This is a genomic window from Stenotrophomonas maltophilia (genome assembly GCF_013464915.1).
Taxonomy (GTDB): domain Bacteria; phylum Pseudomonadota; class Gammaproteobacteria; order Xanthomonadales; family Xanthomonadaceae; genus Stenotrophomonas; species Stenotrophomonas maltophilia_AT.
On the sequence record NZ_RAVT01000017.1, the window covers coordinates 13,955 to 34,467 of the forward strand.

Sequence of the window (20,513 nt, forward strand, 5' to 3'; positions counted from 1 at the left end):
TCCGACGGCCCGGCAACGGGCCGTCTTTCTTTGCAAGGAACACATCCATGACCTTCCTCCCGCAACTCCGTATTCCCGCCACCTACATGCGTGGTGGCACCAGCAAGGGCGTGTTCTTCCGCCTGCAGGACCTGCCCGAGGCCGCCCAGGTGCCGGGCGCCGCGCGCGATGCGCTGCTGATGCGCGTGATCGGTTCGCCCGATCCGTATGGCAAGCAGACCGACGGCATGGGCGGTGCCACCTCCAGCACCAGCAAGTGCGTGATCATTTCCACCGCTTCGGTGCCTGACCACGACGTGGACTACCTGTATGGCCAGGTGTCGATCGACACCGCCTTCGTCGATTGGAGCGGCAACTGCGGCAACCTCAGCACTGCGGTCGGCCCGTTCGCGATCGCCAATGGCCTGATCGATCCCGCGCGCGTGCCGCGCGATGGCCTGTGCACCGTGCGCATCTGGCAGGCCAACATCGGCAAGACCATCATCGCCCACGTGCCGATGCGCGATGGCGAAGTGCAGGAAATCGGCGATTTCGAACTGGATGGGGTGACGTTCCCGGCGGCGGAGATCCAGCTGGAATTCATCGATCCCTCCGATGACGGCGATGCCGGCGCGATGTTCCCGACCGGCAATCTGGTGGACACGCTGGACGTGCCGGGCGTGGGCAGCTTCGAGGTGACGATGATCACCGCCGGCATCCCGACCATCTTCCTCAACGCCGCCGACCTCGGCTACAGCGGGACCGAGCTGCAGCCGGCGATCAACGAAGACAAGGCCGCACTGCAGAAATTCGAGACCATCCGCGCACATGGCGCGCTGCGCATGGGGCTGATCAAGAGCCTGGAAGACGCAGCGACCCGCCAGCACACGCCGAAGGTCGCCTTCGTGGCGCCGGCGCAGGACTACGTGTCGTCCAGCGGCAAGTCGATCCCGGCCTCGGCCATCGATCTGCACGCGCGCGCGCTGTCGATGGGCAAGCTGCACCACGCGATGATGGGCACGGCAGCCGTGGCGATCGGTACCGCGGCGGCGATTCCAGGCACGCTGGTCAACCGTGCCGCCGGTGGTGGCGAACGCGAAGCGGTGACCTTCGGTCATCCTTCCGGCACGTTGCGCGTGGGCGCGCAGGCCGGGCTTGTTGACGGCCAGTGGACGGTGACCAAGGCCATCATGAGCCGCAGCGCCCGCGTGCTGATGGAAGGCAAGGTGCGGGTACCGGCCGAATAGTGCTCTGGTAGATGCCAACCTTGGTTGGCAAGGTGCACGGGCAACCGTGCACCGCAACGAGGAGATCGACGATGTCCAGCAACCCCATTCCATCCAACGAGCGTGCAGCGTGGGATGCGCTGCTGGTGGACATCGTCGACTACGTGCGCGATGCGCGCATCGACTCACCGCTGGCGTTCCAGACCGCGCACCACTGCCTGCTCGATACGCTGGGCTGCGGTCTGGAAGCGCTGTCCTTCCCGGCCTGCAGCAAGCTGCTCGGTCCACTGGTGCCGGGCATCAGCGTGGTCAACGGCGCGCGCGTACCGGGCACGCACTACGTGCTGGACCCGGTGCAGGCCGCCTTCAACCTCGGCGCGATGGTGCGCTGGCTGGATTTCAACGACACCTGGCTGGCCGCCGAATGGGGCCATCCGTCGGACAACCTGGGCGGCATCCTTGCCGTCTGCGATTGGCTGGGTCGCAACGCGCAGGCCCTGCGCCGCCCGCCGCCGACCGTGCACGATGTGCTGCTGGCGATGATCAAGGCGCACGAGATCCAGGGCGTGCTGGCCCTGCAGAATTCCTTCAACCGGGTCGGGCTGGACCACGTGGTGCTGGTCAAGGTCGCCACCACCGCGGTGGTCGCGCACCTGCTCGGGCTGGACCGCGAGCGCATGCTCAATGCGCTGTCGCTGGCCTGGGTCGATGGGCAGGCGCTGCGGACCTACCGGCACGCGCCCAACACCGGCTCGCGCAAGAGCTGGGCGGCCGGCGATGCCACCAGTCGTGGCGTGCGCCTGGCGCTGATGGCGGCCAGTGGCGAGATGGGCTATCCCAGCGTATTGAGTGCACCGACATGGGGTTTCGAGGCCGTATCCATGCACGGCCAGGCGTTGACGCTGGGGCGGCCGCTGGGCAGCTACGTGATGGAGAACGTGCTGTTCAAGATCAGCTACCCGGCCGAATTCCATGGCCAGACCGCAGTGGAGGCAGCGATCATGCTGCACCAGCAGCTGCGCGCGATGGGGCGGCGGGTCGAGGACATCGCGCATATCGCCATCCGCACCCAGGAGGCCTGCATCCGCATCATCGACAAGCAGGGGCCGCTGCATAATCCGGCCGACCGCGACCACTGCGTGCAGTACATGGTCGCCATCGCACTGCTGCACGGGCGGCTGGTGGCCGAGGACTACGAGGATGACGTGGCCGCCGATCCACGCATCGACGCACTGCGCGCGAAGATGGCCTGCCATGAAGACCCGCAGCTCAGCGCCGATTACCTGGACGCCGACAAGCGCAGCATCGCCAACGGCCTGAGCGTGCGCTTCACCGATGGCGCTGAACTGCCCGAGGTGCTGGTGGAGTATCCGCTCGGCCACGCGCGCCGACGTGGGGAGGGCATTCCGCTGCTGATGGACAAGTTCCGCCGGCACCTGGCCCACCGCTTCCCGACCGTCCAGCAGCAGCGCATCCTGGCCGCATCGCTGGACCCGGTGGCGCTGGCGGCGATGCCGGTGACCGACTACGTGGACCTGTACCTGCCGGGGTGAGGGGCGGGGTAGTGCCGGCCGCTGGCCGGCAACCGGATCACTCACGCCGCGCGCGCCAGCGCGTCCTTCGCTGCCGTTGTGGTCGACAGATCAAACACATCCACCGCATTGATCAACCGGTTCGCCTGCTGTTCCAGGCTGCGTGCGGCGGCACTGGCTTCTTCCACCAGCGCAGCGTTCTGCTGGGTGGTGCCATCCATCTGGATCACCGTCTGGCTGACCTGTTCGATGCCCGCACTCTGTTCCTGCGAGGCTGCGGAGATCTCGGCCATGATGTCGGTCACGCGCTGCACCGACGCCACGATCTCGGCCATGGTGTGGCCGGCCTCGCGCACGCGCTGCGCGCCGTGGCCAACCTGTTCCACCGAGGCCTCGATCAGTGCCTTGATCTCCTTGGCGGCCCCGGCCGAGCGCTGTGCCAGCGTGCGCACTTCGCTGGCCACCACGGCGAAGCCACGGCCCTGTTCGCCAGCGCGTGCCGCTTCCACCGCCGCGTTCAGCGCCAGGATGTTGGTCTGGAATGCGATGCCATCGATCACGCTGATGATCTCGGCAATCTGCCGCGACGAGGTCTCGATCGCGCCCATCGTCGCCACCACCTGGCCGACCACGCTGCCGCCCTGCGAGGCCACCGTGTGCGCGCCGATGGCCAGCTGGTTGGCCTGGCGTGCGTGCTCGGCGTTCTGGCGCACGGTGGAGGTCAGTTCCTCCATCGATGCGGCGGTCTCTTCCAGATTGGCCGCCTGCTGTTCGGTACGGCGCGACAGGTCGTTGTTGCCGGCGGCGATCTCTGCGGCAGCGGTATGGATGTTGCCGGAGGCGTGCTTGATGTCGGTGACGATGGTCGCCAACTGTGCAGCCGTGGTGTTGGCGTCGCCTGCAATGCGTGCGAACACGCCCTGGAAATCGCCGTGCATGCGAGCGCCGAGGCGGCCGTCGGCAATCGCGCGGAGCATGCTGGAAACCTCGCCCAGGTTCAGCTCGGTGGTCTGCATCAGGCGGTTCAGGCCGTCGACCATCGCGCGGAAATCATGCTCGAAGCGTGCGCTGTCGCCGCGCTGGCTGAAGTCACCTGCGGCAGCGGCTTCGGCCAGGCGGCGGATCTCGCCGTTGATCACACCGAGATTGGCCTTGGCCGTATCCAATGCGTTGGTGATCACGGCCTTCTCGCCGGGCAGGCGTTCCATGTCCTGGCTGAGGTCACCGATGGCGTAGCGGCCCATGATCGCGATTGCACGCAGCTTTACCTGGATATGTGCATCGACCAGTGCATTGCTGTCGGCGACCATTTCGCCGAATGCGCCCGGGAACGCACTGGCATCCATGCGATGGCTGATGGTGCCGGCGTCATGCGCCTGCGCCATCGTCGCCTGTGCGTCCAGCACGCCGCGCAGCGTGGACTGCACCGCCTGCATCGCCTGTGCGAGGCGACCGATCTCGTCGCGGCTGCGCACCTGCACCACGTGCTGCAGATCACCGGCAGCCACGGCACGTGCAGCGGCTTCCACCGCCAGCACCGGCTGCACCACCGCACGCCGCAGCCACCAGGCCAGGCCCATCAGCAACAGCACGGCGGCCAGCACGGTCAGCGCTGCGCACATCAGCAGTGTCTGCCGCGCCTGCTGCGACCGTGCCGCCACGGCGGCCTCTGACACCTGCGTGGCATGCGTGCTTAATGCATCCAGTGCGGTAGCCACCGGGCGATCCTTGCCACGCACGAGGTTGTCGCCGGCGGCGGGATCGTAGCCGGCCTCCGCAAACGCCTGCAGGGCGGCGTGGTAGTCCTTCTGCAGCTGCGTGTGCAGGCCGATGAAGGACTGTGCCAGTTCACGGGTGCGCGTGTCCGGGCTGGCTGCGAGGCCCTTGGCCAGCTGCTCGACCAGGTGGCCCTCGCTGTCGAAGGCGTCCAGATGGCGCTGGCGCAGTGCGTCGTCGTGGCCGCGCAGCAGCACGTTCTTCCATTCCTGCACCTGGCCGCGGAACTCGCGCTGCAGGCGTTCGGCGTCGCGGCTGTGCGCGACTTCGGGCGGAACCTCGGTGGAAAGCTTCAACCAGGCGGAGGCCAGGCCCGCCAGAGCGCACAGCAGGACCACGGCAAGACCAACGGAAACCGCGCCGAGCAGCTTGGACTGCAGGCGCGGAGCACGGACAGACGCATTCATGGGGAGGGACTCTCGGGAAGGGGCGATTCGGTATCGACCGGTGCCACTTTCCTCTGAAGTGCGACTTGGATCACATTCCCGTTTCGTTTAGTGATGTGAAGGAGATATTTCATAGGACAAATGTGTCCATATGGAACGAAAGCAGACCCTCGACAGGGGATTTAAATGTAACTATTGTTGTTACATGAAATCCGCGAATCCCCTTTCCGACGCCCTGCACGTGATGGCGCATCTGGTCGGCCATGCCGCCCCGCGCACCTCCGAGCAGCTGGCGTCGTGCCTGCCGACCCATCCGGTGGTGATCCGCCGCCTGCTGGCACAGCTGCACAAGGCCGGCCTGGTGCGCAGCACCCGTGGTCATGGCGGCGGCAGCCAGCTGGCCCGCGATGCGGCGGCCATCACGCTGCATGACATCTACCTGGCCGTGGGCGCACCACCGCTGGTGCAGGTCGGTACCCGCGACGCCGGTGGCGGCTGCCCGATCCAGCAGCTGGTCAACAGCGCCCTGCTCGAGGGTGCTCGCGAGGCGCAGCGGCTGCTCGAAGCGCGGCTGCAGGCGACCGCGCTGGACCAGCTCGGCGCCGACTTCGCCCGCCATCTCGCCCATCACCGTTCCCTGGAAGGTCACCATGAATCCTGATGTGCTCATCGTCGGCGGCAGCTATGCCGGCATCGCCGCCGGCCTGATCCTGGCCCGTGCCCGCCGCCCGGTTACCGTCATCGACGCCGGTTTGCCACGCAACCGCTTCGCCAGCCATTCGCATGGGGTGCTGGGGCTGGATGGCATCAGTGGCGCCGAGCTGCTGAAGACCGCGCGCCAGCAGCTGCTGGACTACCCCACGGTGCGTTGGGTGCATGCCGAAGCCGTGCAGGCCACCGCCAGCGCTGAAGGCGTGGAAGTGCGTACCGCCGACGGCCAGGTCCTGGCCGCACGCAAGCTGTTGCTGGCCAGTGGCATCGCCGACCAGCTGCCGGACCTGCCGGGGCTGGCCGAGCGCTGGGGCAGCACCGTGCTGCATTGTCCCTACTGCCATGGCTACGAAGTGGGTGGTGGCGCCATCGGCCTGCTTGGTGGTCACCCGATGTCCGCCAGCAAGGCGCCACTGTTCGCCGATTGGGGAAATGTCACCTTCTTCAGCCAGGGCCTGCCGATCACCGATGAGGAGCAGGCCGCCATGCAGCAGCGTGGCGTTCAGATCGAGACCGTGCCGGTAGTGGGCGTGCAGGGCGACCAGCCGACCTGGCTGGAAGTGGAGCTGGCCGATGGCCGCCGCATCGCCCAACGGGCACTGTTCGTGCCGGCCGTGCAGGCAATGGCCACGCCACTGGTGCAGCAGCTGGGATGCGCGCTGGCCGAAAGCCCGCTGGGCGTGCTGATCGAGGTCGATGCGATGAAGCAGACGTCGCTGCCGAACGTATATGCCGCGGGCGACGCGACCACGGTCGGCAACATCACGTTGGCTGCTGCCGAGGGCGTGCGTGCGGGCATTGGTGTGCACCATGCGCTGGTGGCCGAGGACAGCGTGGCGCGCTGAACGGGCGTGTTCCGGTAGATGCCGACCTTGGTCGGCGCCGTTCGATCCACGCATGGCGTGGATCTACCGCAATCGGGCGCGGTGGGTGCCGGCCTTGGCCGGCACCGCTCCATCATCCCTTCACGCACAGCACCTGCCGCAGCGTGTGCACTACGTCCACCAGGTCCAGCTGGGCGGCCATCACATCGTCGATCGACTTGTACGCCGCCGGTGACTCGTCCAGCACGCCGCTGTCCTTGCGGCATTCCACATGCGCGGTCGCCTCGCGGTGCTGGGCCAGCGTGATCTGCTGGCGCGCCGTGCCACGGCTCATCACCCGGCCGGCACCGTGGCTGCAGCTGTGGAAGCTGTCCGCGTTGCCCTTGCCGCGCACGATGTAGCTGCGCGTGCCCATGCTGCCGGGAATGATGCCCAGCTCGCCCTCGCGCGCGCTGACCGCACCCTTGCGCGTCACCAGCAGCTCCTGGCCCTGATGCGTTTCCTTCTGCACGTAGTTGTGGTGGCAGTTCACCGCCATCGCTGCCAGCTGGAACTTCGGCAACCGGTGGCGCATCTCGGCCAGAACGCGCGACATCATCGCCTCGCGGTTCTGCCGGGCATAGTCCTGCGCCCACGACACCGCTTCGACGTAGTCATCGAACAGCGGCTCGCCTTCCATGAAGAACGCCAGGTCCTTGTCCGGCAGGTGGAAGCCGAGCACGCGCCGCGCCAGCTCTTCGCGCGCCTTCTCGATGAAGTAGGTGCCGATCAGGTTGCCGGTACCGCGCGAGCCGCTGTGCAGCATCACCCACACCGCATCCGTCTCGTCCAGGCACAGTTCGATGAAGTGGTTGCCGCCGCCCAGCGTACCCAGCTGACGGTCCAGCTTGTCGGTGCGGATCTTCCGGTGCCTGTCCTTGATCTTCTCCAGGCCAGCGGCCAGCCCGGACTGCACCAGCCGGGTGTGGATGCTGTCGGGCATGCGGTGATGCTCGCCGCCGCGGCCATTGCCGACCGGGATGCTGCGCTCGATGCTGTTGCGCAGCTGCCGCAGGTCATCAGGCAGGTCATTGGCGCGCAGCGTGGTGCGCACCGCAGCCATGCCGCAGCCGATGTCGACACCGACTGCGGCCGGGATGATCGCACCGCGGGTCGGGATCACCGAGCCCACCGTCGCGCCCTTGCCCAGGTGCACGTCCGGCATCACCGCCACCCACGGCCCGACGAACGGGATCGCGGCGATGTTGCGCAGCTGCTCGTGGGCCTGCGTTTCCAGCGGCACCCCGTTGACCCAGCCCTTGATCGGCGTGGTGCCCTCGGCGTGCAGCCATTGATAGTTGTGTTGAGTGTCCATGTCTTCGTATTTGTCCTTGATGGGCCGGCGGCGCGTCCCTGCGCCGCCGCTACCCCCTACCTGATCGTCACCAGTTGCTTCAGCACGCCATCCAGGCCGCCGAACACGGTGAGCTTGTCGATCTTCTCGGTGACCTTCTCCAGCGCCTCCAGCTCCTTCAAGCGCATCAGCACCGGGTTGTCCTCGATCAGCTTTGCGGTGTTGAGCTGCGAACGCGTGGCGTTGGCCTCCTCGCGGCGACGGATCACGCTGGCCTGGGCCTGCTTTTCGGCCAGCACCACGCCGTTGAGGATCTCCTTCATCTCGCCCGGCAGGATCACGTCCTTGATGCCCACGCCAAGCAGCCGCACACCGTGGCCCTCGATCGCCGCCTGTACATGGGCGGAGATCTCACCGTCCAGCGCGGCCTTGTCACCCAGCAGCTCGTCCAGGCTGCGTGAGGCGATCGCTTGGCGCAGGCCGAACTGCAGCTGCCGATAGATGAACTCATCGGCATTGCTGAGCGTGCGGTGCGCACGCACCGGGTCGACCACCTGCACGGTCGCGGTCAGGTTCACCCGCAGGGTCACCTTGTCGCGGCTCAGCAGTTCCTGGCCGGACACGTCCAGCGAACGCGCACGCAGCTCCACACGCTCCACCGACACGTTGCCATTGAAGTTCCAGAACGCGTGCAGGCCGGCGTCCAGCGTCTGCCGCAGCGTGCCATCGATGAACAGCAGGCCCACCGACTCGCTCGGCACGGTGCTGATCACTGCCACACGCGGCAGCACGCCCAGCTGGCCCAGGCGCTGCTGCACGTCGGCCGGGATGCGCGGCTCGTCACCCAGCGCCATCACGAGCACCTGGGTGTCGACCGAACCGCGCCAGTACAGGCGGCGGCTGCCTGGCGGCAGGACTTCATCGATGCGGCCATTGCGCAGCAACAGGCCGACCTCGGTGGCACCGACGTTGGCCAGCACGAAGTGCGTGTCCAGCGTTGCGGCCAGTGCCTCGATCAGGCTGTCCTGGTCGCTGCCGGTGTAGGCCGCGCCCTTCGATGCGGTGTGGATGTCCACGTGCGGGCGGCCGCCGAACGGCGACAGGCGGTGCACGCCCGGCAGCAGGATCTGCTGGAAACGACGGTTGCGATACACCAGGCCGCGCTCGCCGTCGCCGATCACGACCTTGATGGTCCAGAACATGGGAGTCTCTCCTTGTATGGCTCTGGTGGTTCGACCCGATGGAATGAATGCCATGACCCGGGTCGATAAGGTCGTGGCAGGGCTGGTTGCACGCCACGTGCAGCCGGCGGAAGAGGGCGGCCATCGGCGGACGGTCCGCGCGCGGAGCCTTCGGTGCACCGGCTCTGTTGCCGTCGTCGTTCCCGGCAGGCAGTACCGGTGCGGAACGTGGCAGGCAGTGGCGGCGGGCCGGGGCCCGGCGTGCGGTCCGTTGCCTTCCACGTTCCTGCCCGAAGGCGGTGTCCGTGGACGGCGACGATGGCCGCTGGGGCTTGCGCCCCGGGTGTTGCTTCAAGTCATGACGTGAGAGGTCATGTGGTTGGAGTGGGAGTCGAACCCACGACAGACGGAATCAGGATCCGTTGCTCTACCCGACTGAGCTATCCAGTGGTGAACCGCGCGGAATCGAACCGCGTGCCGGCGAACCGGCGCCTGCCTCCAGCAGGCGATCCAGGCGATGGCATGTCCGCGACCTCCGGCATACGCCACGGCAACGCCGCGCGCACCAGCCCGTGGTGGAAACGGGACCGTTGGAAAATCGAGGGTGCAGGCCGCCGACATTATCGGCGAGCGATAATGTTTGGGTGCGATGCAGATAATGTCCAGGCGTTGCCATGCACGCGGAGAAAATCCTCCGGTGGGGCGGAAAAACCTGGGTCAGTGAGCGGCGGGTCGCCGCGCGGTGTGCAGTTCTGGCATCGCGGGTCCTTGTGCCGACGCAAACGAAAACGCCCCCGGGACTTGCGTTCCGAGGGCGTCGTCAGGCCTCGGAGATCGGGGTGGCCGATCTCCGCAGGGCGGGTATCAGGCCGTTGTCAGCTGGATTTCCTTGCGGAACGCGCGCGCCAGCACATCCATGCACAGGCATGGCAGCAGTTTGGCGATGGCGACGGAATGCGCGTTCAAGGGAGGTTTCCAGTGGTTGTTGAAACGAGGTGCGCACGATAAACCACGATTTAGTCGCGTGCAACCATTTTGTTCAATTATTTTCTTCTTTACCGCGCAATGCCGGCCAGCGGCCGGCACTACCGGACTGTGCAATGCCGGCCAGCGGCCGGCACTACAGCTCAGGTTTCCGTGCTGGCGGCATCCAGCTGCGCGACATCCTGCACGCTCAACGACAGGTTGGCCGCTGCCAGCAGATCGTGCAGTTGTTCGACGCTGGTGGCGCTGACGATCGGCGCGGTGATCGACGGCCGTGCGATCTGCCACGCCAGTGCGATCTGTGCAGCGCTGGCGCTGTGCTTGCTGGCCACGTCATCCAGTGCCTGCAGGATGCGCAGGCCACGCGGGTTGAGGTAGCGCTTCACCACGTTCTCGCCACGCGCCGGGCTCTTGGCCGCATCGGCCGGCGTGCGGTACTTGCCGCTGAGGAAGCCACTGGCCAGCGCGTAGTAACCAATCACGCCGATCTGTTCGCGCTGTACCAGCGGTTCCAGTTCCTTTTCGTAGCCGGTGCGGTCGTACAGGTTGTACTCCGGCTGCAGGGTTTCGTAACGCGGCAGCCTGTAGTCGGTGGAGACCTTCAGCGCATCAGCCAGGCGCGTGGCACTGTAGTTGGACGCACCGATCGCGCGCACCTTGCCGGCTTCGATCAGGCGACCGAATGCCGCAAGCGTCGCCTCCAGCGGCGTGGACTCGTCATCCTCGTGGGCCTGGTACAGATCGATCACGTCGGTCTGCAGGCGGCGCAGCGAATCCTCGACCGCCGCATTGATGTTGTCCGGAGTCAGCCCGGGGCGTTCGGCCCACTTGGCCACCTTGGTCGCCAGCACCACCTTGTCGCGCTTGCCGCTGCGGGCAAACCACTTGCCGATCAACGTTTCCGATTCGCCGCCGGCATTGCCCGGCACCCAGGCCGAATACACATCGGCGGTGTCGACCAGGTTGAAGCCGGCATCGACGAAGGCGTCGAGCAGGGCGAAGCTGGCCTTTTCATCGGCGCTCCAGCCGAACACGTTGCCACCGAAGGCGAGCGGACGTACATGCAGGCCGGAACGGCCCAGTTCGCGGGTTGCCGTCATGGGCACGGACTCCTTGGGGGAAGTGCTCCAGAATAGAACGCGATGTGTGACCGTGCTGCGGCGACGGCCACAAAACAGTGTTCCGCGACGCGCACGCAGCTAACGTTTTGTGAACACCTGGGACGCTGCGACTGCTAGTCTCGCCGCATCTTCCGCTGGAGTCGTTCCGATGATGCCTGCCTCGTCCCTGCGTGGTTGCCGACTGCTGCTTGCTTCGGCCCTGCTTGCTGCTGTTCCCGCGTTCGCCGCACCGGCCACGGTCGCACCGGCGAAGATCCAGGTCTCGCCGGCCATCGACGCGGCGGTGAAGGCGCCCACCCGCGATGCCAACAACGTCAAGCGCGATGGCTTCCGTCATCCGGCGCAGACGCTGTCGTTCTTCAGGGTGGCACCGGAAAAGACCGTCATCGAGATCACCCCCGGCAACGGCTGGTACTCGGAGATCCTGGCGCCGCTGCTGCATGACAAGGGCCACTACGTTGCCGCCGTGGTCGATCCGATGGCCGTGCCCGAAGGCCGCGGCCGTGACTACCAGCAGCGCAGCCGTGACAGCCTGGAAAAGAAGTACGCCGGCGCACCGGCGCAGTTCGGCAAGACCGCCGTGGTCGCCTACGATCCGGCCAAGCCGGTGTTCGGCCCGGCCAATTCAGCCGACGTGGTGCTGACCTTCCGCAACGTGCACAACTGGCGCAAGGCCGGCCAGGCGCAGGGCATGTTCCAGGGCTTCTTCAACGTGCTCAAGCCGGGTGGCGTGCTGGGCGTGGTCGAGCATCGCGCCAAGGGCGATGTGGCCGACGACGATGACACCGGCTATGTCGGCCAGCAGCAGGTGATCGCCATGGCCGAGGCCGCCGGCTTCAAGCTGGATGCGCGCAGCGAGGTCAACGCCAACCCGCGTGACACCAAGGACCACCCGAACGGCGTGTGGACGCTGCCGCCGACCAACCAGCACGACAAGGCCGACGACGCGAAGTACCAGGCGATCGGCGAAAGCGACCGCATGACCCTGCGCTTCATCAAGCCGTAAGAGGGGGCATGCGCTGACCCTGTAGAGCCGAGCCCACGCTCGGCTCATCGCGCGCAGCGCGGCGCATGGCTGGTCCCAAGGCCGGCCATGCGCCGGAATTCGATCGTATGCAAGGACCTGGATTGTTGAAGAAGATCTTTTACATCGCTGTCGCGGTGCTGGTGCTGGGGCGGTTGATCGATTTTGTGTTCTACGGTGGTCATGCCCACGATCTGATGGCGACGGTAGGGTTTGCCGTGCTGTTCGCGGGTGCCCTTCTGGAGGAACGTTCGCGCAAGGCCGACCCGCCGGCCGCCGGCCTCCGGCGCCGGGCCAATGTCATCGCTGCGTGCGGCATCGCGCTGGTGCTGGGCTCGTTCCTGCTGGAGTGGAAGGTCTTCGGCTGAGCCCGCCCTGGCCGCGGCGGCAGGAAGAGCAGCCGAGCATGGGCGATGCCGGCCGTCCTGACCGGCACCCTTCGGGCCGTCGCACGCGACGTTGGCAGCGGCTCCTGCCGCTGCCTTCGGCTCTACAACACCGGGGCGCCTGTACTTCGCGGCATGGGACAATGCCGTACCCACCGCCTGCCGTGCCTGCAATGCTGATCGCCTTCAACAAGCCCTTCAACGTGCTCTGCCAGTTCACCGACCGCAGCGTGCCGGCGCGGCCGACCCTGGCCGGTTTCGGCCTGCCGCCGCGCGTGTATGCCGCTGGCCGGCTTGACCATGACAGCGAGGGCCTGCTGCTGCTGACCGACAATGGCACGCTGGCGCACAAGCTGACCGACCCCAGGCACAAGGCCGACAAGACCTACTGGGTGCAGGTGGAAGGCACGCCCAGCGACGAGCAGCTGCAACAGCTGCGCGACGGCGTGGTGCTCAACGACGGGCCGACCCTGCCGGCGAAGATCGAGCGCCTCGATCCGGCGCCGTCGCTGTGGACGCGCGATCCGCCGGTGCGTTTCCGCAAGACCGTGCCTGACAGCTGGCTGGCGATCACGATCCGCGAGGGGCGCAACCGACAGGTGAGACGGATGACCGCGGCGGTGAACCTGCCAACGCTGCGGCTGGTGCGCGTGTCGATGGGGCCGTACCGGCTGGATGATCTGCAGCCAGGGCAGTGGCGGCAGATTGGCTGAAACAGAAAGGGCCGGAGGCCTTGCGGCGTCCGGCCCTCATGCGGCGCGTGGGGTCAGATCCCTTCCTGCGGAAGGGATCTGACCCCGGCAGACTCACGCGTCGCTGCCGATATCGCTGTGTTCGTCCACGACGGTCGCGTTGCGGCGGTCGCGTGCGCTGATGCGATGCGCCTGGCCGTCCACCAGCTGGCCATTGGCAGCCTTCTTCTTCTGCTGCTTGCGGTACAGCGCATAACCAAGCAGGCCAACCCCGACCGCCGCAGCAGCCACGGCCACCGCCGGATTGCGGCGCACGAACTTGGTCGCTGCCTTGCCACCGGTCTTCACCGCGCCGATGGCGGCGCCGGTCTTGATCCAGTCAGCATTGCGCAGGCTGCCACCGGCGCTCTTCAGGCCATCGCCGGCGGTGTGGGCCAGCTCCAGGGCGCGCTCCAGAGCGCGGTCGGTGATTACGGTCAGCTTGCTCATGCGGGGGTCCTTTGCCTCGGGTCGAAGTCCAGTGTCGCGTGTTGCCCGTAAACGGTATGTCAGTCGGGGACGCACGTGGTGTGACTCTACCGCAGCCATTCAGGATCAGGCAGGGTCCGCAACCGGTAGTGCCGGCCGCTGGCCGGCAACCTCCTGGCATCGTGTGGAGGGCATTGCCGGCCAGCGGCCGGCACTACCGGTCAGGTCCCGCGCGGCTTGGCCCGATGCGTGGCCGTCGCGGTCCACGGATCATCCGGCCACGGATGCCGCGGGTAGCGGCCCTTCATTTCCTTCTTCACCTCGGCGTAGGTGTTTTCCCAGAAATTGCGCAGGTCCTGGGTGACCTGCAACGGGCGGCCGCCGGGGGAGAGCAGGTGCAGGGTCAGCGGCACGCGGCCGTCGGCGATGCGCGGGGTATCGGCCAGGCCGAACAGCTCCTGCAGCTTCACCGCCAGCACCGGTGGCGACGGCTCGCCACTTTCACTGTCCAGCGCGTAGGTGATCGGCCGTTCCAATCCGGAGGGCACGGTGATGCGGACTGGCGCATGGCGTTCGACCAGTTGCCGCTGCGACCACTCCAGCGGCGACTTCAGCGCCTCGCCGAAACTGGCCTCATCCAGCGCATCCAGGCGGCTCTTGCCTGCGAACGCGGGCTGCAGCCACTGCGCGCGCGTGGCCAGCAGGGCGTCGTCGCTGCAGTCGGGCAGGTCCAGCTCCGGCATCCAGTGCCGCAGTGACTCGACGCGAGCCTGCCATTGGCGCAGGCCTTCGGTCCACGGCAGCGCCTGCAGGCCGAGCTCGGCCACCGCATCGGTCAGCGCCTGCGCGGCGTGCTGTGGATCGACCCGGCCGGCCGAGCGGCTGTCCAGCACGATGCGGTCGAAGCGCGTCTCGCGCAGTGCCACCAGGGCGCGGCGCTCGCCGTCCCAGCGCACCACATCTTCGGTGACGAAGCGTTCCGGCCACGCCTGGCGCAGAGCACCTTCGTCCGCCGGTGCGGCGCGCAGCAGCAGTGCATCGCGTGCTTCGAAGCGCAGTTCACTGGCGACCAGCCACGGCTCGCCGCGCAGGTCGCTCAGTTCGTGCAGGCGTGCGCTGCGGCCATTGGCCAGCAGGTAGCGCAATGGATCGCTGGGGTGCTGGACACCGATGCGGTCCGGGAACGCATGTGCGAGCAGGTCACCCAGTTCGTGCGCCTCGATGCTGGTGGGGGGCGTGGCATCGCAGCGCAGGCGACGTCGCCATTGTTTGGCCGCCGCATCGATGGCGGCCAGCCCGCTGCGGTTGGCGTCACCCGGCGCGCGGCCGTTGCGGAATGCGGCCAGAGCCCGCCAACGCGCGGCCAGTGCGTCACCGCCCTGGCGCAGTGGATCGCGCGCTTCGAGCAGCGCGGCCAGATCGGCAGCCAGCGCCTGTGCGCGCGCATCCGGCGCGGCCAGCAGCATCGCCGCCATGCGCGGGTGCGTACCCAGCGCCAGCACGCGGCGGCCGAGCGCGGTGATCGCGCCGCTGCTGGACAGGGCGCCGAGCCGCTGCAGCAGCTCGCGTGCCGCACCCATCGGGCCGGCCGGCGGCGGGTCGAGGAAGCGCAGGTCACTGCTGCCCCAGGCCGCCAGTTCCAGTGCCAGTCCTGCCAGTTCCACCTGGTCGATCTCGGCGCGGCGCTGCGGCTCCAGGCGCTGCGACTGCGGCCACAGGCGCCAGGCCACGCCTTCGGCCACGCGTCCGGCACGGCCGGCACGCTGGTCGGCCGAGGCCTGGGCGATGGCCACCACGTCCAGCCGGGTGAAGCCGCTGTTGGGGTCGTAGCGCGGTTCGCGCGCCTGGCCGCTGTCGATCACCACGCGCATGCCGGGCAGGGTCACCGACGATTCGGCCACGTTGGTGGCCAGCACTACGCGGCGGCGGCCGTCGCTGGCGGCCTGCAGTACGCGTGCCTGCTGCTCCACCGGCAGCTCACCATGCAGGGCCAGCACCTCGATGCTGCTGTCCAGCGAGTCCTGCAAGCCCGCCTGCACGCGCGCGATCTCACGCTGGCCGGGCAGGAACACCAGCAGGTCGCCAGGGTGTTCGGCCAGCGCCTGCTGTACCGCGCGGCGCACCTGCAGCTCCAGCGCTTCATCGCGGCGCGCCGGGAAGTGACTGACTGTCACTGGATAGCTCCGGCCTTCGCTGCTCAGGCGCGGCGCATCGAGGAAACGCGCCAGCCGCTCGCCGTCCAGCGTGGCCGACATCACCACCAGGCGCAGGTCGTCACGCAGCTGCGCCTGTACGTCCAGTGCCAGCGCCAGGCCCAGATCGCCGCTGAGGTGGCGTTCGTGGAATTCGTCGAACAGGATCGCACCGACCTCTTCCAGCATCGGGTCGTCCTGCAGCATGCGGGTCAGGATGCCTTCGGTGACCACCTCGATCCGCGTGCGCGACGAAACCTTGTTCTCGAAGCGGATGCGGTAGCCGACGGTGCCGCCCACCTCTTCGCCCAGCTGCCGCGCCATGAACAGCGCGGCGCTGCGTGCGGCCACCCGGCGCGGCTCCAGCAGGATGATCTTCCGGCCCTGCAGCCACGGCGCATCCAGCAGCGCCAGCGGCACCTGGGTGGTCTTGCCGGCGCCGGGCGGGGCTTCCAGCACCAGTCGCGGCTGCGCGGCCAGGTGCTGCTGGATCTGCGGCAGCAACGGGGAAATCGGGAAGAGCGGGGCGTTCATGTGCAAAGGATAAGGGGCCACGGCGGGCGCAGGTACAATGCGCGGGCACTTTTCCCCCGCGATGACCATGCACCTGATCGATATCGGCGCCAACCTGACCCACGATTCCTTCGACCGCGACCGTGACGCCGTGCTGGACCGCGCGCGCCAGGCCGGCGTGGTGCAGATGGTCATCACCGGCGCCAGCCGCGAGCACTCGCCGCTGGCGGTGCAGCTGGCGCAGCAGCATCCGGGTTTCCTGTATGCAACCGCCGGCGTGCACCCGCACCACGCGGTGGAATACACCGAGGAATGCGATGCCGAGATGCGCGCGCTGCACGCGCACCCGGAAGTGGTGGCGGTGGGTGAGTGCGGGCTGGACTACTTCCGTGATTTCTCGCCGCGCCCGGCGCAGCACCGCGCGTTCGAGCGCCAGCTGCAGCTGGCCGCGGACAATGGCAAGCCGCTGTTCCTGCACCAGCGCGACGCGCATGCCGATTTCATGGCACAGATGAAGAACTTCGAAGGTCGCATCGGCCCGGCGGTGGTGCACTGCTTCACCGGCGAGCGCGACGAGCTGTTCGACTACCTGGACCAGGACTGGTACATCGGCATCACCGGCTGGCTGTGCGACGAACGCCGCGGCGGGCACCTGCGCGAACTGGTGAAGAACATTCCGGCCAACCGCCTGATGATCGAGACCGACGCGCCGTACCTGCTGCCGCGCACGCTGAAGCCGATGCCGAAGGACCGCCGCAACGAACCGATGTTCCTTTCGCACATCGTGGAAGAGCTGGCACGTGACCGTGGCGAGGACGTTGCACTGACTGCGGCCAATGCCACTGCTGCCACGCGCGCGTTCTTCCGCCTGCCCGACGCAGGTTGATGGTAGTGCCGGCCGCTGGCCGGCAGCACGGTTGATTGCCGGCCAGCGGCCGGCACTACCGAATCAGAAGCAGCACCACGCCCGGCGAGCGCAGCGGTGGGAATCAGGCGTCGTGCGGTAGCGCTGGGCCACGCCCGGCGAGCGCAGCGGTGGGAATCAGGCGTCGCGTGGTAGCGCCGGGCCACGCCCGGCGAGCGCAGCGGCCAGATCCTTCAACCCTTCCCGATACGTCGGAAACCGTGGTTCCCATCCCAGTGCCTCCCGCGTGCCACGGCTGTCGATGCGCTTGTTGCTTTCGTAGAAGCGCCGCAGCGCCGGGCTCAGCGCCGGGTCATCCCAGGCCACGGCAGGTGGCATCGCAAACCCACCCAGCTGTGCAGCGAAGGCCAGCACATCCTGTGGTGGTGCCGGCTCGTCGTCACTGGGCAGGTACAACCCTTGTGCGGTGGGGCGCTGCATCGCGGCGATGATCACCGCAGCAAGGTCCTGTACATGCAGGCGGTTGAACACCAGCCCTGGCCGCACCACGTGGCGGGCGCGCCCCTGCGCCAACTGCACCAGCGCGTTGCGACCCGGCCCGTACAGCCCCGGCAGGCGGAACACCGCAGAGGCGATGCCGTGTTGTTCGGCCAGTGCACGCCATTGTGTTTCTGCGAGCAGGCGCTGCACGCCGGCCGCTTCAGTGGCATCGGCCGCGCTGCGCTCGTCGATCCAGCCGCCGGCGCGGTCGGCATACACCGACGTGGACGACAGGTAGCCGACCCAGCGCACTGCCGGGCTGGCCTGCAGCGTGGGCAACAGCAGGCGCAGTGCCGGGTCACCCTCGGCATCCGGCGGCACGCTGCACAGCACGGCCTCGGCCTGCGCGATCTCATCGAGCAGCGCCGGCGAAGGCGAGGCGTCGGCTTGCAACCGGTGTCGACGCAGGCCATCGTCGGGCGCCGCTGCTGGGTCGCGCACCGTCCCCGCAACCTGCACGCCGTGCGCCTGCAGCTGCGTGGCCAGCACGCATCCGCTCCAACCCAGGCCGAGGATCAGTACCCGCGCCGGCAGTGCGTTGGCCTGCAACGCGATGCTCACGCGCTGCGAAGTGCCTGATAGGCCTGCAGGCTGCTGTAGGCAACCTGCAGCAGCAGGGCTTCCTGGTCGGCCTTGCGCGCGCGCGCCAGCATGTCGCCGACGATCTGCTCGGCTTCGACCTGCTGGCCGGCTTCCAGGTCGCGCAGCATCGACGCCTTCAGGGCAGATCCTGCCTGGGTCAAGGTGCCGCGCGCGGTGTCCTGCGCGGCTTCGGGAATCGGTTCACCGGCGGCCTCGGCCACGGCCAGGCACTCGTCATACAAGCCACGCACGATCGCCTCGCCATCGTGGGTAGCGACGATGGTGCCGATGTCGGCGCGCAGCAGGCAGGTGGCTGCGGCCAGCGCGGTCAGGAAGGTGTACTTGACCCACTGTTCCTGGCCGATGCGTTCGCTGGCCAGGTGATCAAGATTGGCCTGTGTGCAGGCGGCGGCGAAGGCATGCACGCGCGCGGAGATCGCGCCGCCATCGCGCTCGCCGAAGGTGAGCTTGGCCGGCTTGCCCAGATGCAGCACGGCGCCGTCAGCGGCCTTGGTGGCGCTGATGAAGCACAGCCCGCCCAGCACCGCCTCGCGGCCGAAGCGAAGGTCCAGTGCGTTGTAGTGGTGCAGGCCGTTGAGGATCGGCAGCACGGTGGTGTTCGCACCGACTGCCGGCGCGATGGCATCGATCGAACTGTCCAGGTCGTAGGCCTTGCAGCTGAGAATGACCAGATCGAACGGCTTCTGCGCGGCGAGCGCGGGCAGCGCGTCGGCGGTGACGTGCTGCACCGGGAAGCGGGCATCGCCGATCGGGCTGCGGATGACCAGGCCATCGCGATCCAGCTGCGCTGCGCGCGTGGGGCGCACGAGGAAGGTCACGTCCACGCCGGCCTGGGCCAGGCGACCACCGAAGTAACCGCCGGTACCGCCGGCGCCGAGGATCAGGATGCGCATTGCAGGTTCACCGTTTTCTGGGGAATCAGGAGTGCGATTGTGCCGGAGATTGCGGCCAACGGCGGAGCCCCTCGTGGTGGTTCGCGCAGTTGGTTTCATGAGCCGGGTTGTGTGCGCCGGGTTCGCGGGGGACGCCGTGAACCCGTCCATTGGGGCTTGGCCGCGCCATCCATGGCGCGGATACACCCGCGAGCCCAGCGCACACGACCCCTGACAGTTTCCGGGCGCGGCCACCACGGGAAGCAGATCAAGAGCGGAAGCGGGTCGCTCGCTGCGCGAGCTCGTGTAGAGCGGTGCTCAGGGCAGCTGTTCGCTGAAGTCTTCGGTGTAGCCCAACAGCAGTGTGGTGCGGGTGGCCAGCGTTGCAGCCAGTCGTGACCAGGTGTCGTGCGTTCCGGCAGCGTAGACGCGCTGCAGGTCCGCGACCAACGCGTTCGCTTCTGCTGGCGATGGCGCGCGGTCACGATGGAAGCCGAGCCACGATGCGCCGAGTCCGAACAGGCGGTAGTCGTAGTGCTCCTGCAGATGCCGGATCAGCGCGTGGTTCTGGAAAATGTCCCAGTCCGCGCTGAAGTAGCCGTTGGGCAGGGCGGCAATCAGCAGGTCGTCACTGGCTACGGGTACCTGCTGCACGCAGACCACGTCATCGACGATGAGATCCGGTGTCGCATTGGCGGCGACCAGCGCCTCGATGTCCTCGTTGCTGCACATCAATGTGGCGGCCAGCGCTGTCCACTCCAACCGATGCGTGGAACGCTCAAGCTGCGCGACGACGTGCGCCAGCAACCGCTCGCGTGCCGCCAACGCATCTTCCGGCGTTGCCGGGTCTTCGTCCTCGTACAGCGCGATGCGCTCGTCGTCGGACGCGTGCATGCTGGTGTAACGGCACTGGCCGACATCGTCGAGCGTGCACAGGTAGCGATGGCGGGGATCGGCCACGTGCAGCGAGGCCAGGCAATCCAGCACCTCATCCAGCGTGGGCGAATCGCTCAGCAGGACATGGCTGAAGGCATCGATGGGGCCTTCCGACACGGCCTTGTCCAACGGAATGGAAGTGATCTTCATTGCCACAGCCTAGCCGCAATCCCGAACGAAAAGGGCCGGGCATTGGCTTGGAACGCTTCATCCACGCATGGCGTGGATCTACCGTGTCGACCAAGGTCGACACCCACCAACAGCAGCGCAGAACGACATCCCGTCAGGTCGCAGGAATTTGTCGAAGGCGGGGGGGATCCGGTTGCGGGAGTGTCCGCGGCATGGATGCCGCGGCCAAGCCCCCAGGGA

17 protein-coding genes and 1 tRNA gene are annotated in these 20,513 nt (G+C 67.6%); 8 read left to right on the top strand and 10 right to left on the bottom strand.

Translation table 11 applies throughout. The features are described 5' to 3' along the window. Window positions 1-47 precede the first annotated feature (47 nt). Both prpF and D7T59_RS06040 read left to right on the top strand, forming a co-directional pair. Window positions 48-1,226 (top strand): 2-methylaconitate cis-trans isomerase PrpF, encoded by a 1,179-nt coding sequence (gene prpF / locus D7T59_RS06035; RefSeq protein ID WP_180852683.1) that lies wholly within the window; start codon window positions 48-50, stop codon window positions 1,224-1,226. A gap of 71 nt (window positions 1,227-1,297) precedes the next feature. Beyond that, window positions 1,298-2,758, top strand: a complete 1,461-nt coding sequence (locus tag D7T59_RS06040) for a bifunctional 2-methylcitrate dehydratase/aconitate hydratase (RefSeq protein ID WP_180852684.1) — start codon at window positions 1,298-1,300, stop codon at window positions 2,756-2,758. Between the two features lie 41 nt (window positions 2,759-2,799). On the opposite strand, the gene D7T59_RS06045 is transcribed toward D7T59_RS06040, so the two are convergent. Continuing rightward, complete coding sequence (locus D7T59_RS06045; RefSeq protein ID WP_180852807.1) at window positions 2,800-4,920, bottom strand: methyl-accepting chemotaxis protein; 2,121 nt, start codon at window positions 4,918-4,920, stop codon at window positions 2,800-2,802. 184 nt (window positions 4,921-5,104) lie between these two features. Here D7T59_RS06045 and D7T59_RS06050 point away from each other — a divergent pair, with 184 nt between their 5' ends. Both D7T59_RS06050 and D7T59_RS06055 read left to right on the top strand, forming a co-directional pair. Then, complete coding sequence (locus D7T59_RS06050) at window positions 5,105-5,560, top strand: Rrf2 family transcriptional regulator (RefSeq protein ID WP_180852806.1); 456 nt, start codon at window positions 5,105-5,107, stop codon at window positions 5,558-5,560. Next, window positions 5,550-6,455 carry an NAD(P)/FAD-dependent oxidoreductase gene (locus tag D7T59_RS06055; protein WP_180852805.1) on the top strand — a complete coding sequence of 302 codons (906 nt, stop codon included), beginning with the start codon at window positions 5,550-5,552 and terminating at the stop codon, window positions 6,453-6,455. Before D7T59_RS06050 ends, D7T59_RS06055 begins: the two co-directional genes overlap by 11 nt. A 112-nt stretch (window positions 6,456-6,567) precedes the next feature. Here the strand turns inward: D7T59_RS06055 and D7T59_RS06060 are convergent, their stop codons facing one another. From D7T59_RS06060 to D7T59_RS06075, 4 genes are all read right to left on the bottom strand, one after another. Continuing rightward, complete coding sequence (locus D7T59_RS06060) at window positions 6,568-7,788, bottom strand: RtcB family protein (protein ID WP_180852804.1); 1,221 nt, start codon at window positions 7,786-7,788, stop codon at window positions 6,568-6,570. 56 nt (window positions 7,789-7,844) lie between these two features. Further along, entirely contained in the window at window positions 7,845-8,969 is a 1,125-nt protein-coding gene (locus tag D7T59_RS06065; RefSeq protein WP_180852803.1) for a slipin family protein, read from the bottom strand. A gap of 355 nt (window positions 8,970-9,324) precedes the next feature. Further along, window positions 9,325-9,395, bottom strand: a tRNA-Gln gene (locus D7T59_RS06070). Between the two features lie 680 nt (window positions 9,396-10,075). Then, window positions 10,076-11,032 carry an aldo/keto reductase gene (locus tag D7T59_RS06075; RefSeq protein WP_180852802.1) on the bottom strand — a complete coding sequence of 319 codons (957 nt, stop codon included), beginning with the start codon at window positions 11,030-11,032 and terminating at the stop codon, window positions 10,076-10,078. A 169-nt stretch (window positions 11,033-11,201) separates the two neighbouring features. Between D7T59_RS06075 and D7T59_RS06080 the strand changes: the two genes are divergently transcribed. The 3 genes from D7T59_RS06080 to D7T59_RS06090 all read left to right on the top strand — a co-directional run bounded on the left by D7T59_RS06080 (window position 11,202) and on the right by D7T59_RS06090 (window position 13,176). Then, window positions 11,202-12,059 (top strand): class I SAM-dependent methyltransferase, encoded by an 858-nt coding sequence (locus D7T59_RS06080; protein ID WP_164136871.1) that lies wholly within the window; start codon window positions 11,202-11,204, stop codon window positions 12,057-12,059. Window positions 12,060-12,124: 65 nt separating this feature from the next. Next, window positions 12,125-12,445 (top strand): hypothetical protein, encoded by a 321-nt coding sequence (locus tag D7T59_RS06085; protein ID WP_258013141.1) that lies wholly within the window; start codon window positions 12,125-12,127, stop codon window positions 12,443-12,445. 191 nt (window positions 12,446-12,636) lie between these two features. Next, window positions 12,637-13,176, top strand: a complete 540-nt coding sequence (locus D7T59_RS06090; RefSeq protein WP_180852808.1) for a pseudouridine synthase — start codon at window positions 12,637-12,639, stop codon at window positions 13,174-13,176. A 93-nt stretch (window positions 13,177-13,269) separates the two neighbouring features. On the opposite strand, the gene D7T59_RS06095 is transcribed toward D7T59_RS06090, so the two are convergent. Both D7T59_RS06095 and hrpB read right to left on the bottom strand, forming a co-directional pair. Continuing rightward, window positions 13,270-13,644 carry a hypothetical protein gene (locus D7T59_RS06095; protein ID WP_106550656.1) on the bottom strand — a complete coding sequence of 125 codons (375 nt, stop codon included), beginning with the start codon at window positions 13,642-13,644 and terminating at the stop codon, window positions 13,270-13,272. 200 nt (window positions 13,645-13,844) lie between these two features. Then, window positions 13,845-16,349, bottom strand: coding sequence for an ATP-dependent helicase HrpB (gene hrpB, locus D7T59_RS06100; RefSeq protein ID WP_180852800.1), 2,505 nt, complete (start codon window positions 16,347-16,349; stop codon window positions 13,845-13,847). 67 nt (window positions 16,350-16,416) lie between these two features. Here hrpB and D7T59_RS06105 point away from each other — a divergent pair, with 67 nt between their 5' ends. Continuing rightward, entirely contained in the window at window positions 16,417-17,214 is a 798-nt protein-coding gene (locus D7T59_RS06105; protein ID WP_180852799.1) for a TatD family hydrolase, read from the top strand. 156 nt (window positions 17,215-17,370) lie between these two features. Here D7T59_RS06105 and D7T59_RS06110 read toward each other — a convergent pair whose 3' ends face one another. From D7T59_RS06110 to D7T59_RS06120, 3 genes are all read right to left on the bottom strand, one after another. Continuing rightward, entirely contained in the window at window positions 17,371-18,294 is a 924-nt protein-coding gene (locus D7T59_RS06110) for an NAD-dependent epimerase/dehydratase family protein (protein ID WP_180852798.1), read from the bottom strand. Then, window positions 18,291-19,229 (bottom strand): 2-dehydropantoate 2-reductase, encoded by a 939-nt coding sequence (panE, locus tag D7T59_RS06115; protein ID WP_180852797.1) that lies wholly within the window; start codon window positions 19,227-19,229, stop codon window positions 18,291-18,293. Before panE ends, D7T59_RS06110 begins: the two co-directional genes overlap by 4 nt. A gap of 297 nt (window positions 19,230-19,526) precedes the next feature. After that, window positions 19,527-20,294 (bottom strand): hypothetical protein, encoded by a 768-nt coding sequence (locus D7T59_RS06120; RefSeq protein ID WP_180852796.1) that lies wholly within the window; start codon window positions 20,292-20,294, stop codon window positions 19,527-19,529. Between the last annotated feature and the right edge of the window lie 219 nt (window positions 20,295-20,513).

Excerpts from the sequence above, each read along its gene's own strand:
- prpF (WP_180852683.1), top strand. The coding sequence starts at position 48 with ATGACCTTCCTCCCGCAACTCCGTATTCCCGCCACCTACATGCGTGGT.
- D7T59_RS06040 (WP_180852684.1), top strand. The coding sequence starts at position 1,298 with ATGTCCAGCAACCCCATTCCATCCAACGAGCGTGCAGCGTGGGATGCG.
- D7T59_RS06045 (WP_180852807.1), bottom strand. The coding sequence starts at position 4,920 with ATGAATGCGTCTGTCCGTGCTCCGCGCCTGCAGTCCAAGCTGCTCGGC.
- D7T59_RS06050 (WP_180852806.1), top strand. The coding sequence starts at position 5,105 with ATGAAATCCGCGAATCCCCTTTCCGACGCCCTGCACGTGATGGCGCAT.
- D7T59_RS06055 (WP_180852805.1), top strand. The coding sequence starts at position 5,550 with ATGAATCCTGATGTGCTCATCGTCGGCGGCAGCTATGCCGGCATCGCC.
- D7T59_RS06060 (WP_180852804.1), bottom strand. The coding sequence starts at position 7,788 with ATGGACACTCAACACAACTATCAATGGCTGCACGCCGAGGGCACCACG.
- D7T59_RS06065 (WP_180852803.1), bottom strand. The coding sequence starts at position 8,969 with ATGTTCTGGACCATCAAGGTCGTGATCGGCGACGGCGAGCGCGGCCTG.
- D7T59_RS06075 (WP_180852802.1), bottom strand. The coding sequence starts at position 11,032 with ATGACGGCAACCCGCGAACTGGGCCGTTCCGGCCTGCATGTACGTCCG.
- D7T59_RS06080 (WP_164136871.1), top strand. The coding sequence starts at position 11,202 with ATGATGCCTGCCTCGTCCCTGCGTGGTTGCCGACTGCTGCTTGCTTCG.
- D7T59_RS06085 (WP_258013141.1), top strand. The coding sequence starts at position 12,125 with ATGGCTGGTCCCAAGGCCGGCCATGCGCCGGAATTCGATCGTATGCAA.
- D7T59_RS06090 (WP_180852808.1), top strand. The coding sequence starts at position 12,637 with ATGCTGATCGCCTTCAACAAGCCCTTCAACGTGCTCTGCCAGTTCACC.
- D7T59_RS06095 (WP_106550656.1), bottom strand. The coding sequence starts at position 13,644 with ATGAGCAAGCTGACCGTAATCACCGACCGCGCTCTGGAGCGCGCCCTG.
- hrpB (WP_180852800.1), bottom strand. The coding sequence starts at position 16,349 with ATGAACGCCCCGCTCTTCCCGATTTCCCCGTTGCTGCCGCAGATCCAG.
- D7T59_RS06105 (WP_180852799.1), top strand. The coding sequence starts at position 16,417 with ATGCACCTGATCGATATCGGCGCCAACCTGACCCACGATTCCTTCGAC.
- panE (WP_180852797.1), bottom strand. The coding sequence starts at position 19,229 with ATGCGCATCCTGATCCTCGGCGCCGGCGGTACCGGCGGTTACTTCGGT.
- D7T59_RS06120 (WP_180852796.1), bottom strand. The coding sequence starts at position 20,294 with ATGAAGATCACTTCCATTCCGTTGGACAAGGCCGTGTCGGAAGGCCCC.